The 13537-nt window shown below is 35.7% G+C and carries 10 protein-coding genes; all 10 read right to left on the reverse strand.

What is annotated here, in order from left to right; translation table 11 throughout:
* Positions 1 to 241: 241 nt before the first annotated feature.
* Positions 242 to 1096 (reverse strand): lytic transglycosylase domain-containing protein, encoded by an 855-nt coding sequence (locus tag AR685_RS07005; RefSeq protein ID WP_082671899.1) that lies wholly within the window; start codon positions 1094 to 1096, stop codon positions 242 to 244.
* Between the two features lie 78 nt (positions 1097 to 1174).
* A complete protein-coding gene (locus AR685_RS07010; protein ID WP_059124125.1) occupies positions 1175 to 3670 on the reverse strand; it encodes an ATP-dependent Clp protease ATP-binding subunit in 2496 nt (831 codons plus the stop codon).
* 194 nt (positions 3671 to 3864) lie between these two features.
* Entirely contained in the window at positions 3865 to 4626 is a 762-nt protein-coding gene (locus AR685_RS07015) for a hypothetical protein (RefSeq protein ID WP_059124126.1), read from the reverse strand.
* Between the two features lie 21 nt (positions 4627 to 4647).
* Positions 4648 to 5598: a hypothetical protein gene (locus AR685_RS07020; protein WP_228376399.1), complete on the reverse strand. Its 951-nt coding sequence runs from the start codon at positions 5596 to 5598 to the stop codon at positions 4648 to 4650.
* Between the two features lies 1 nt (position 5599).
* The gene (locus tag AR685_RS07025) at positions 5600 to 8452 is read right to left on the reverse strand and encodes a hypothetical protein (protein WP_059124127.1); all 2853 of its coding nucleotides are present in this window, start codon (positions 8450 to 8452) and stop codon (positions 5600 to 5602) included.
* A gap of 11 nt (positions 8453 to 8463) precedes the next feature.
* Positions 8464 to 8931, reverse strand: coding sequence for a DUF4280 domain-containing protein (locus AR685_RS07030; RefSeq protein ID WP_047442429.1), 468 nt, complete (start codon positions 8929 to 8931; stop codon positions 8464 to 8466).
* A 21-nt stretch (positions 8932 to 8952) separates the two neighbouring features.
* Positions 8953 to 9945: a hypothetical protein gene (locus AR685_RS07035; protein WP_059124128.1), complete on the reverse strand. Its 993-nt coding sequence runs from the start codon at positions 9943 to 9945 to the stop codon at positions 8953 to 8955.
* A gap of 100 nt (positions 9946 to 10045) precedes the next feature.
* The gene (locus tag AR685_RS07040; RefSeq protein ID WP_059124129.1) at positions 10046 to 10654 is read right to left on the reverse strand and encodes a hypothetical protein; all 609 of its coding nucleotides are present in this window, start codon (positions 10652 to 10654) and stop codon (positions 10046 to 10048) included.
* Positions 10655 to 11041: 387 nt separating this feature from the next.
* The gene (locus tag AR685_RS07045) at positions 11042 to 12817 is read right to left on the reverse strand and encodes a hypothetical protein (protein ID WP_059124130.1); all 1776 of its coding nucleotides are present in this window, start codon (positions 12815 to 12817) and stop codon (positions 11042 to 11044) included.
* Between the two features lie 3 nt (positions 12818 to 12820).
* On the reverse strand, positions 12821 to 13537 hold a 717-nt coding region (locus AR685_RS18225; protein WP_228376400.1), incomplete at its 5' end, for a phage baseplate assembly protein V.

Here is a 13537-nt window from a genome sequence, read left to right on the forward strand (position 1 = left end):
AAGATAGAGCCAAACATTGGCAGCAAAAAGTTTTTTACCTATTATTTCACATTTTGTAGTAGAACTACGATTCTGTGTAGTAGTTCTACTACTTTTGTTTTTATAAAAGTTAAAACCCTTTACAGCAAAGGGTTTCAAAAATTTCAAACAAATAAATTTCACTAGCTAATGAGAAAAATTAAGATAATTTAAGATCTGTTAACAAGTTTTAACAGATCAAAAACATTATTAATATTGCTGATTATTTTCTTCCCTCTTTAAGAGATCGGGAGAGTATGACATTTTTTCTTAATAAAAAATCGGGCATCAAATCAGTGGGCAAATAGAAAATACTTTCACCTTTCGTATTCAGTTCTTCTTCAATTCCCGGATTCCATGATAACAACTGTGATAAGTCTATTTTTAATTCTTCTGCAATAATTCTCAGACTGAAACCTGCGTTGATTTCTGTTTCCGATAAAGACGAACCTTCTTTCTCACCCGACCTAGAGTCAAACATTTTTTTCATCCTGGCATTGTTATAATTGGAGAGAACACTGCTTAGTTCACCCGTTGCGTAACATGCGTTCAGATACTTTTTAACATGGTTGACTGTTTCTGCTGGTAAATATTTCGAAAAAACATGATATTGGCTTGAGTTGGCAGACTGCATGGCTTTGGCAATATTACCTTCGCCGCAATTGTACGCAGCAATAACAGTCACCCAATTACCATATTTTTTGTAAAGATTTCCCAAAGAAACTACTGCTACCTTTGTACTTCTGTAGATGTCAGTTCTACGATCTTCGGTAAGTCCGTATTGATTGGCGTGAGCTGTCATAAACTGCCAAACTCCGACTGCACCTGCATGCGAGGTAATATTTCTGTCAAAATGAGATTCTATCATGGGTAAATTTCTTAAATGCTTAGGCAGTCCTTTTTTAGCTAAAGAATTTTCTATAAACTGAACAATGTCTTTATTTGCATTGATAATGCTTCTGTATTTCCTCACACTGCTTTCTGAAGTATCTGAAGCATCAAGAAACTGTGCCTGAAATGTTTGAAAACAGGTAAAATAGAAAACTAAAAATAATATTCGGCTTAAATAAGGTTTCATTCTCAAAATCTTATGGATTATAATGTTTAAACCGAAATGCTTAATAAATTAAGCATGGGGTTTGGATATCAATCATTATTATTCAACTTTCCACTCGATATTGTCCTCTTCCTGACTCCAGCCTACAACAAGTGTCTGTCCCGATTTCACTTCTTCCCGCACAATCATTTTTGAAATTGGTCTTGCTAATTGAGACCGGATAACTCCTGAAATCTGTCTTGCTCCATACTTACTGCTAAATCCGCCTAAGGCCAGATTTTTCACTGCTTCATCAGTGATAGAAAGCGTCATTCCTAATCTGTGAAGTGATTTATGAAGTGATTTTAACTGAATATTAAAAATTCTTTCGGCAATAGATTCCGTGATTGGTGCAAAAGGAATAATTTCTGTAATTCTTGCTAAAAATTCGGGTCTGAATCTGCCTGAATTTGACATAATCTGCATCAGAGAAGATGATTCAGGAACTTTTCCTTCCTCAAACTGTTTTACAATTTCTTCGCTTCCGATATTTGAGGTAAACAAAATTAAAGCGTTACTGAAATCTCCTTCTTTTCCTAATTTGTCATGCACTTTTCCTTCATCCATGATCTGTAAAAAGACATCGAAAACAGAATGATGCGCTTTTTCAATTTCATCAAATAAAACTACGGTATAAGGCTGTTGACGGATTTTATTCACCAACATTCCACCCTCTTCATAACCGACATATCCAGGAGGCGCACCATACAATAATGCCGCAGAATGTTCTTCTTTAAATTCTGACATATCAAAACGAACCATCGCTTTTTCGTCATTAAATAACAACTCTGCCATAGATTTTGCCAACTCAGTTTTCCCTGTTCCTGTAGGTCCTAAAAGGAAAAAAGAACCAATCGGCTGTCCAGGTTTATTTAAACCACTGCGGTTTTCAACAATAGCATCAGAAAGTACTTTCAATGCATGATCCTGACCCACAACTCTGCTTAGTAAAAGAGATTCCATATTCAGGAGTTTCTCTTTTTCCTGCGCCTGAAGTTTCCCGATCGGAATATTGGTTTTTGCCGCCATTACTGCCGCCAATTCAAGTTTACCAACTTTTTCTCTTTTTGTAGAAGCATGTTCTATCAATTCTGTAAAAGTATCTGCAATGACTTTCTGAAGATGCTCAATTGGCATTGAGTTATCAATCTGTGGCTGCTCTCTCAAAGATCCCCATAAAATCGGACTGATTTTATCTCTCAATAAATTGTAATTCCAGATTAATTCGTCAGCTTTATCTTTTTCATCTGAAAATTCTTCTGTCAGAATATTTTCATAATTTTCTTTCCAGTCTTGAAGTTCTTTTTCCGAAAGCTCATCCAGCATTTTGATTGCGGCCATGGTTCGATCAAGCAAATCGATTGCAGCATCCGGTAATTTTTTACCTTTTGCATATCTTTTCGCCAAACGTACACATTCGGGAAGTGCAGATTTATCAACTTCGATACCATGATGTTTTTTATAGCCATCTAAAAGAACATCAATCATTTTCACGCAGGTCTGTTCATCCGGTTCATTAACGGTGAGAACTTCGAAACGTCTGTTGAAAGCCTGTTCCGGCTCAATTATTTTCCTGTATTCTTCCTGAGTGGTCGCTCCTATAACGGTAATTTCACCTCTTGCCAATTCAGGTTTAAGGATATTTCCGATATTTCCGATGCTGCCTTTTGGATCTAAAAGTGAGTGAATTTCGTCAATAAAAAGAATGGCTTTTTCAATCTTCTTGCACTCGTTGATTACTTTTTTCAGACGGTCTTCAATTTCGCCTTTGTAAGAAGTTCCTGCCAATAAAGCACCTGTGTCTAATTCTAGCAAAGTTGCATTTTTAAGCATTTCCGGAACGTTTCCTTTGATGATTTCTGTAGCGAAACCTTCTACCAAAGCAGTTTTACCAACTCCAGGTTCACCGATAATGATGACATTGGGCTTTGTTCTTCTACAAAGAATTTCGACCAACATTCTCAGTTCTTTATCACGACCGATAATGTTTTCTAAAGTTCCTTGTCTGGCCTGTGCAGTTCGGTCTATGCAATAGCTTTTGATGGAAGGAAAAGAATTGTCTGAATAGTCTGATCCGTTAGAAAAAAGCGAAGAAATTTCACTGTTTTCTGATGAAGCGTACGGAGTATCTTTTCTGTACAAATTAAATATTTCGTGCTCTCTGAGAGGTAAAGATTTAAGTTGTTGTAATGTGAAAGCGACCTGAGGTTTTACGATTGCCGTCAAAATACAGATTGGGGTAATCTCATCCAAACCTAATTTTAATCTGATATCATCTGCCTCTTCAAGAATCTGATCGACAAACTCGCCCTCACCTACCTCAGCAGGAAGATGCGTGGTTTTGGGATAATCTTCGATGCGGACATCTGCCCATTCGTAGAAATATCCGGGATCTTTATCTATATTTTTTAAGAATTCATTAAGCCCGATATCTTTGTGCATTAAAGCCTGAAGAATGTGCGGACCGCCGTATGTAGCATTGTAATTCTCTCTTGCAATGGATTGGGCAATGTGAAAAAGTTGTTTTACTGTTTCGTTGGTAACTAATACTCCCATTTATTTTTCAATATTAATATTTGTGGTGACATTTTATTTTGGTGTAACTAAAATAAGTTTTTTTTGTCAATCATTAAAATTAATAATGGTTTATTTGAGTGAATCGTATTTATTGCAGTTCGTGACGATTTTAAAGAAGTATATATTGTTTAAATTCTTTTTTCAAGCGTACTTTCACATGATCACAATAGCCCCTACTTTTTTCGGCTCTGACCTTTTACGATATTGATATAACCAACCATAAAAAGTAAGCAGCCTATCGTAATGCAACTGTGAATCCAAAACCTTTTCGAAAAGTGATCTTTCGTAAAATTATTCCATGCTGATTTTCCGAAGAAGTAAGCCGCTCCCACAACGAGAAGTGGAATTAAAACATAAAAACTCCCAAATATTACACTGCTCTGAATCTTTTCAAATTTTGAAGTCAGCGCATATTCAGTAATTCCGGCCAGAATAATCAGTTCAAAGAAAATAAAAATCAAGGTGCCAATACCTGTCATCATCTTCAAATCAGTAATAAGTCTCGCCTCATTCGCTTTCTCGTGCACTACTATTTTTATTGTTTCATGAAGTTTTGGAGCGTCAGAACTGCCAAAGCCAGTATCAACCATGATTTTCTGTTGAAACCCGGTATGATCATGATACTGAACAATTGGATAAGCAAGTATTCCTTTGGAAGCTCTGCTTTTTTGAATTTTAAAATCTATAATCTGTGCTTCCCTGATATCGGTAGAGAAGTGGTCTTTAGCCGTAGATCCAAGAAATAATACCATCGTTGTGGTATAAAACACCAGCTTATAAAAGATAAAGCCTACGGCTGCAATGATAATGATTTTGGGTATGCTTTTTAGCCGTTTCTCCTTTTTCCACCATTGATAAGAAAGAAACAACATGAACAAAACAACAGCGACCGTTAAATAGATAGAATGATATTCCTGAATATTGACTCCGAACATAGTTTAATGACAATAAGTGCTTTATTTACGGATAATAACAAATTCGTTGCTGCCCTCAGGAAGATACAATAATATACGATAATCAGCGGCTCCTGACTTTTGGCCTTTTCGGATTAATGCGCCCCAGCCTTTTATGTCTAATGGAGATTTATGGTTAAATTCCATCGTATGATTCTTTCTTTCCAACGTTGCCAGCTTACCGCCTGCATACAATTTCAATTCATAATCCTCAAGCGGAATCATCATATTGGTGCAGTATTTTTCAACACTGGTTTTGTTTTCACTTACTGAAGTAGTCTGCTGCTCAGGAGTGCTGTAATAAAAGACAGCTGTTTCCGCCGCTCTTTTCTTTGTGAGATCTGCCCATTGGTTTCCATTGCCCTGGTTCAATATTTCTCTCACCTTTTCGTGGAAACTGACTACTTTCTTTTCCAGTTCTTTTTTATCCATTTTAGATAAATCCTGACCTTTGCTCCAGCCTGCTAAATCATAAGGAAGGTCTTTAATTTCAACTTCCCATTCCTGCTCAAAATAAGGGACAGGGGAGTCAGGCGCTTTGATTGAGAGCTTGGTATACGTTTTCGGATCTAAAATATCTCCTGTTCCTCTGTCTCTTACATAGCTTCCAAAAGTGAACTGACAAGACTTGATATCTTCCGGACTTACCGTTGTATCTCCCCGTCTGAATACCGGAAAGATCTGTATTTTAATTTTATATTTCCCGTTTTTCAATGCATATCCGTTCACATCTACTGATGAATTAAGCGGAGTATTTTCTTCTGATATTTTTATGTCGTTGAAATATATAGCAACCGGTATTGTTGCATTAGCGTTGATGGTATATGTGATTTGTTTTTCTTTTGCGGTCTGCTGTATCATTTCTTCACCTGTTTTATCTGTTGCTTTATTTTTCGGGTTATTACAGTTCGTATTCATTAGGAAAACAATGAATAGAAATACTAATTTTTTCATTTTAATCAAGTTTAAATTCATACGAAAATCCATCATGTAAAAGATACTTTTTTTCTGAAGGCTCAGCATCATTATCTTCTGTATTATTATTTAAATTATCGCTGTCTGTTTTAACGCTTGCCTTTATGGTTGCATACAATCCCTGGTATTTACATTCCAGTACTTTGGTCTCAGCATTTTTAGCGATATTCAGTACTGCATAGGCACTTCCCTGGAATTCAGCTTCCAGAGAGTAGATGTTTCCAAATTTTGCAGTTAAACTTCCTCCACATTCCACGCCAAATTTAATTTCCACTGATGGAGTTATATCATTCTCCATAAATCCGTCTATGGTATGATACTTCGTCGCTGTAGCTTCTATTTTAAATGCTCCGGAAACAAACAGATCCAGATAATAATCTATATCGAGCTGAATTTTATATTCATCTCCGCCCCCAAAAAAGTCAACTATTTTATTCCAAAAATCATCCGAAGATCCCACGGTATCAGCCACTGCTGTGATTCCTTGTATAGCCTGTCCTACATAAGGAATTTTGGTGGCTACAAAAAGAAGATCCAGACTTCCTTTTATTTCTATGAGCGGATCTGCTTTAAATTTCACTTCATATAACGTACCGATCTCACCACCTTCTTTTTCGCTTGCCACATAGCTCCATTTAACAGCTCCTGCAAAGGCAGGCTGACTTATTTCTACTTTGAACGGAATCTTGCTTAATTTCTTATTTTTACCGCCAAGATACGCATTACGCTGTTTATTTCTTTTTTTTACCTGATCTGGCCGTTTGTTTTTGTTTTCTGCTATAGCTTCATCCGCTTCTTTGTTAAAGGTTAATAAGCTTATGGTATTAACAACCCACATCGCACTGTCGATAATATTAAAAACGGGATGCTCGCCGGAAAATGTAATGGCTTCCTGTTTAATGTCATTATATCCCCATTCCAAAGCGACTTCAAACTGGCTGTAGTCCAAACGTCCTTCACTTACTTCCTGTTTTTTGTTTTTATAATTTTCATCCCGTGCATCCCGTTGTGCTTTTCGGATTTTTTTATTGTTTTTCTTATTAAAAAAACCTCCTTTGCCCAGATATTTTCTCTGGGTGTAAGATTTAGTCTGCCCTGTGAAAAAAGGGTTTTCTGCAGCCAGTTTAAAACCTACTTCATAATAGACCGCAGGATATACTTCCACATTCAGTGGTTTGCTGATGGCGCAGGAACTAAACTGGATCGGATATACCTGTTTTTTTACTTTTTCCAGGCTCATCATATCAATAACTTCATCACGGGAAGGTTTGGGATAGGCAACAGAGAAACTGATATCATTTCGTCCGATAGTCAAACCTTTGTATCTGCCCTGATCTTTTACAGTGACTGCTTTTTTCTCATGCCATTGTTCCGGCTTATCTTCGAACATGCAGTCACCTGTTTTCAGATCGTTAATGGTAATCTTAACAGGCTTTTCTTTTTCATCAGAAACAATCCTGTAATGGAGCTCATTTTTATACTTGTCTTTGAGGCGCTGAAACAGCGTGGATTTCTTAGTATTGTATTCCCCTGTGATTTCGGTGTACTGGCAAGGATGAAAGAAAGCGATATCAGTTTCCACCTGGCTCAGAATAACGACCTGATTGGAATTGGAGTCATTTACCTTTACTTCTTCCACTGCATTTTTATCAATTTTTAAAATACAGTCCTGAAGGATTTTTTGCTTTCCGGGAATACGGTCATGATAGACGACAGGATAGATTTCCAAACTATCTCCACACATAGTCTGCCATAAGGGATCTATAAATACAGCAAATTTTGACTTTTGCACATTAGGTTTTCCTTTGGCATCACCGTCGTATTTATTGCCGTCTTCTTCCACAAGATATCCTCTCTTAGCAGTAGAAGGAACTGTTTTTTCCTGATGTACGGAAACAGGTCTTTCAAAAAATTCTTTCTGTTTTGAGATATCTTCTTTTGTTCTTTCTTCCGTCTCGTTATTAAGATATTCTGTCGCAAAAAGTTTATCATCTGAATCAGTTATTCCTAAAGTGATCAGCCGGATCACCTGGTCTTTGTCCTTGAGCTGAACCTTTATATTGTTTCCATATAAAGCGTCTGTATAAATATTCAGATAAACTGAGGAACCAAATTTTAATGGGTTTGAAATTTTGATATTGTCTGCATTGGTCCATTCTGCGGTAATAACAGCAGCACTTTCACCTTTAGCATTAATAAGAATACCGTGTGGATATTTCCCTTGAGGCGTTGTCCCTTCCCAAAAAGGTTCAAGATATACCGCACCACCGCCTTCCAGAAATTCGCCGAATGAAAACTTAAAGCTGGATGTGCCGGCTGACATGGCTTCATTAAAGCTTTCTGCAGTAAGTTCCGGGCGTCTGTCACCTACAAGCTGATGTACCCAGCGGACAGATTTGTAATCATCCTGAATAGCCTTCAGATCAGCTTCATACTGCTTATTAATCCCTTCAACATTTTTATTGTGGGCACTACCGAGTTCTGAATATTTCTTTTTCCTGGCTGCTATTCCTTCTTCACGCTTATCAAAGTTGGAATCATAGGTTTCTTTTTTTATCTTACCCGCTTTATAATCTTCATGATTCTGAACAAGGAAATCATAGCTCTGCTGTTCCTCTTTTCCTATGGCATCACTTTTTTGGGTATAGTCTTTATTAGCCTTATCCAGATCTTTTTTTTTCTTTTGGTCTAATACGTCTTTCCGGTCTTTAAATTCTTTGATAAAAATATTGAAACTTTCAGCTTTTTTTAATTCCAGCCAGCCAATATCTTTGTGAAATGTCTGTCCTGGTTTGGATTCAACATATATATGTAATGGGCTCTTGTTATCCATAGGACTTTATTTTATTGATTGATAGGAATGTATTTTTTTGCGCCGCCTTTTATATTCACAAAGGGAAGGAGCTCTGCTAAAACTTCATCATCAGCATTCTTCACATTCTGTGCAGAAGCTTCGGCGGTCTGGCCATGATTGACGATCTTGATACAGTCTGGCCCTCCAATGGGACAGGTTGCCTTGCTGTCTTCCAGTAAAGCTTTTCCACTGTTATCCTGCAACGTTATTTTGTCATAGAAACCACTCCATTGAGTTACCACAACTTGGCAGGGGCTGTTATTCATTTTCGCACAGCTTCCGAAAGTATTTTTCTCGAAAGTTTTGCCAATATCCATATGGGTAGCCATCAGTTTTTTGCTGCCGGCATTATCATTGATGTAGCGTTTACTTTGTGTCTTTACCTGAAGTTTATCCGGAGCTGTTCCGAAGTTACACATACAGGTAGCACCTTGACAGACTAAATGTTTTCCGCTCATTTCTTGTTCTTTTAGTGTTTTTCAAATTGACTGAGAATTTTTCTGCTCATAGGCTTGAAATTCAATAATGTACTCTTCCCCTTTTTCAAAAGTTGAGAGATAGCCATTGATTGAAAATATTTCTCTGGTTTCCCGTTCAAATTTATACAATAGATCGATTTTGCCTTTAGATGAGTTTTTATTGAAACCGTCTTCATCTTCAGTTCCTGTTATTTTGAGTGCTATTTTATTTCCTTTTGTATATTCTTTGTGTAATGAATATTCTATGGTATATCCCGCATTCCGGGACAAACTTGAAAAGTAGATCTGCAAAAAGTCTTTCCCGAAAAAATTTGGATACCCTTTATAAACAGGCAAAAAAAACAATTTGTAAAAAATATTTCTTTCAAACATTCCTTTCTTCAGATTAAGATTTGTATAGGCCTGGTCCAATTGTGTCAGAATATGATCTGTGGTTTCAGACTGATAATAGTCTTTCATTTTCGGAAGGCAATCTGCTTTCCAGCGGTTAGCTATTTGTTCATGGTTAATGATATTTTCAAGACCACCATTTTTGTTTACTGAAATCTGAAGCGGATACAAAACCTGCTCTGCTTTTTCAAAGAGCTGTTCTATAACCTTATCAATTTCCTGATTGTTTATGTAAGTTTTTTCCTTGTTCAGCTCCAAATGAAATGGAGTTCTTTTTATCTCTATTCTGTAATGAATCTGAAGATCTTTAGGTGAAAATTTGATAATAACGCCATAAATTTTCTCACTAGAGACAGCAGGAAGATTCAATGTTGCACTTTTCAGTAATTTCCTGTCTCTGATCTCAAACTTATCCGAAGGAATATAAACGTATTCCACATACTTTGGTAGAGATAATGTCAATAATTCCTGAAAGTTACAATGCTTATTATGAAACCCTATCAGTTCTCCCGGAGTCATTTCATATTCTCCGGAAAATTCTTTAAGGTTTAAAATCCCTTCTATTTTAACCTTCTTATATTGTTTTATTACAGAATCATTCATTCTTATGTTGTTCTTTTCCTTGATTCAGCCTACAGAAATCTGCTTTATTGTGACTTGGGAATATCTATAGTTTTTATATTTTATAATTGTAAAAAATGTTTTAATACTGTTCTAAATCAGAAAAACTTAAGTCCTGAATTTTGGGTAGCGAAGAAACTTTTATTTTCGTAGTCCTTTTATTCAAGATTTCATCTGAACCTAATTCCTGCTCAAACTCGATTTTCGTTTTTGCTATTAAGTCAATTTCCGTTTCAAAAGTTTTATTTTTTCCATCCCATAATACGCGTGATATTTTAAGTAATTCAAAATTATTCTGCTTCAGCCTAAATTCATAATTGCTTTTTCTATTATTAATATCAGTAAGCATTTTTAGGTTACCATCTTCAATAAAAAAATCAGGAATCGGATTGCCATTGTGTTCTCCTTTTTTATCAGTTGGATACTGACTCTCAATAATTTTTGTAGAAGAAACCACCATTTGAAGTTTCTTATCAGGCTGCGAAAGGAATATTTGTAATCTCAAAGGTCTGGTTTCGTCCTTTAGATCCATTTCTACCATCACCTTATCATTTTGCTTATCATGGTTCAGATCGCCTTCTTCTTTTTGCACCTGAGACGTGTAATTGTCTTTAATATCCGTTTTTTGCGAATATACCTTAGTAGCTGCTAAGAGAAGAAGTAAAACAATATACAGTGACAATTTTTTCATAGTTCAGTTATTTTTTAATAATAAAACTTTACAATCAAAATATTTCCAACAACGATTGTAAGAAAGATTTTGCATCACCAATATGATAGAAAACCATATTAACGGTAATCCAATACACTGAAAATATTAAAATAATGAATAATATGAATATCAGAAATGTAAGTAACAGCTTATTTGAGACCTTTTTTAACAAATAATATATCAGTGAGAATATTATTGCAGGAACAATCGCTCCAATAAAACCAACATTCATAAAAACCTTAATAATACTTTTTATGTTTATTAATTCTTCATATCTGTGCAATACAATATACCAGCAGGATAAAATAATTGTACTAAAAACATAGATCAATAAACTTACTGTGACATTTCTTTTATTTCCCATATTTATTTCTTTTTATATCCAGGATTTTTTCCCGAACTGAAAGCACTTTTCAAACCTTCCTCTGCTTTCCCCCACAATTGGGTATGACTTAAGCTATGAGATGCCATCGCCAAATAGGGTAATGTACCCGGTCTTTTCAAGATACTGTCAAAGTTTTTTTCGTCCTGTGGTATAACTAAACCTGCATAATATTTGGTAATAAAAGAATCATATATCTTAAAATTTCCTCTTAAAATTTTAAGTTCTTTGTCTAAATTCCCTGTTACAACATATTCAGCGTCATCTATATAACTGATGATTTTTTTAAATTCCGGCGGTTTAATAAATTGACTGAATAACCTCATCAGCATATCTTCTAACTCTCGAGTATGTACCGCATTTTGTGCTCCTTTCAAAAAAGCTGCAAATTCATTTTTCTTTTTTCTGGAATTGTATGGATCACTTTCATAGATGGGCACATCTACAATAGTCAAACCTTTAGTTTGTTTTTTGGGAGACCATAATGTTTCATCAATACTATCAGTTATTCCTTTGCCTTCGCCAAATACTCCTGCCAATAAACTCAATAAGTAACTGTCTTTCGGACCACTCTTTATAGCAAACAAAATATTTAAAACTTTTAAACCTTGTGTAAGCTTCATGTTCTTTACCCAGGTAGCTTTGTCATAGCCTCCACTGATTGAAGCATAATTTTTGTGCACATCATAGGTCCATTGCTGAAGATTATTCAAAAGAGAAACGAAAGATTCTTTTTCTATTTGCAGGTTCGAACTTTCGATTTTCAGAGAATTAATGTACTTGATAAATTCCGCAGTGATAATATTAAATCCTAAAAAAGCTTTTGACATTTCCTGCCATGCCAAGGTTGCCTTGTTTTTAAAATCCTGCCAAATGAAGCTTTTCAGATACTTTGCGATAACATCAGTCTTTACCCCTTTCACTGTATTGATCCCTATTTCAAATCTCTCCATTTGGAAAGACTTCAGTAAGCCTTCCAAATTGTTCAGACTAAAATTAGCAACCAATTGCTGGGTCAAATCATAATCATTATGTACATTAATGATTTTACACTCTTTGTGTAATTTACCATGATTCAACTGATGCTTCTTTTGAAAAAAAGGTGTAGATAAATACGTAATACTTTTAACCTTCCATAGTTTGGGAAACTCAGTAATCTTACGAGGTTTTAGAATAGGTGATTTCGCTATCATTTCCTTACTGGAAATAAGCTCTGTAAATTGATTAATTACATTCCCCCCGTGCGAATGCCCAATTAAGTGTAAATGGACCTCCTGATTTTTCCATCCGGAATATACCCTCAATAACAAATCAAATAATCTTTCAGAAGCCTCGGTTCTTTCTTTAGTATCATTGTCACCGGACCAACTGAAAAATTCTCCTTCAATATGCAGATCCAAAAATTGAGGTTTAAGCTTCTTAATATTGTTCCAAAGATTATTTAAGCTCTGCTCAGTTTCTTTATTTGTTTTTTCATCAATGTATTTCCAATACGTTGTATTGGCATGATGTTTTTTGCCGTCTGTATTTCCAGGATCCGTAGTTCCTGCTACAAACATCACAATATCAATAATTCTACCTTCCGATTTAGGCGGGTCTTCAGGATTATCGCCGAACAGTTTTCCATTTTCAGCTGTTGCTATCAATCTTTTGGATGAAGAATAGGTCATTTTACCAACATACTCAGTATGCTGTCCCTTAACGATCTCAATAGAATCACCTTCTATGATACTTATCTTCGCAACATTATCGTTTGACATATCCTAATGCATATTGGTTTTTTCGTTAGCTTGTCCATTAATTTCAGTTTGAGAATGAATTTTATGATCCTTTTCACTATGAATTAATCTTTCTCCTTTTACTACCTTTTGACTATCCATTTCAACCTCGCTTTCTTTATTACCTTTAATAAATTCCATCATTTTGCCCACAACATTGGTCATAAAGTTCCCTCCAATCATCACGTTTTTCACTGCTCCCACACTTTGTGAGCTATTCATGGTAATACTTTCCGTTTTGTTCATACCAACGATATTGCTTTGATCTGCGCCTACAGAAGTATTCATATTTTGTCCTACCTTGATATCTAAATTTTCTCCTACATTAAAAGTCATATTTTTCGGAGCATTTACAGTAATATTCCCTTTCCCATCCATGAAATAGGTATTTCCACTCGGATCGATGATATTCACACTTCCTTCATCATCATTCATTAAAACTTTAATACCGCTTTTGGTTTGGATGGAACGCATATGATTGTTAATTCCACCGCCAAGTCCTACCTGACCATGAAACATTCCTCCCATCACAAAAGGTCTATCGGGGTGATTATGCACAAAATTCACCATCACCTGATCGCCAACTTCAGGAATCGCAACATAACCACGGTTTTGAGTAATCTGATCTGTTCCTCCCGCATCGGGACTCATCATTCTGATAAAATGCGTCGTGTCATTCGTCTGCCAGTCAAACCTCACCTG

Source organism: Chryseobacterium sp. JAH (genome assembly GCF_001507335.1).
In the GTDB taxonomy this organism is placed as follows: Bacteria; Bacteroidota; Bacteroidia; order Flavobacteriales; family Weeksellaceae; genus Chryseobacterium.

Excerpts from the sequence above, each read along its gene's own strand:
- AR685_RS07015 (WP_059124126.1), bottom strand. The coding sequence starts at position 4,626 with ATGTTCGGAGTCAATATTCAGGAATATCATTCTATCTATTTAACGGTC.
- AR685_RS07025 (WP_059124127.1), bottom strand. The coding sequence starts at position 8,452 with ATGGATAACAAGAGCCCATTACATATATATGTTGAATCCAAACCAGGA.
- AR685_RS07010 (WP_059124125.1), bottom strand. The coding sequence starts at position 3,670 with ATGGGAGTATTAGTTACCAACGAAACAGTAAAACAACTTTTTCACATT.
- AR685_RS07040 (WP_059124129.1), bottom strand. The coding sequence starts at position 10,654 with ATGAAAAAATTGTCACTGTATATTGTTTTACTTCTTCTCTTAGCAGCT.
- AR685_RS07045 (WP_059124130.1), bottom strand. The coding sequence starts at position 12,817 with ATGTCAAACGATAATGTTGCGAAGATAAGTATCATAGAAGGTGATTCT.
- AR685_RS07035 (WP_059124128.1), bottom strand. The coding sequence starts at position 9,945 with ATGAATGATTCTGTAATAAAACAATATAAGAAGGTTAAAATAGAAGGG.
- AR685_RS07005 (WP_082671899.1), bottom strand. The coding sequence starts at position 1,096 with ATGAAACCTTATTTAAGCCGAATATTATTTTTAGTTTTCTATTTTACC.
- AR685_RS07030 (WP_047442429.1), bottom strand. The coding sequence starts at position 8,931 with ATGAGCGGAAAACATTTAGTCTGTCAAGGTGCTACCTGTATGTGTAAC.
- AR685_RS07020 (WP_228376399.1), bottom strand. The coding sequence starts at position 5,598 with ATGAAAAAATTAGTATTTCTATTCATTGTTTTCCTAATGAATACGAAC.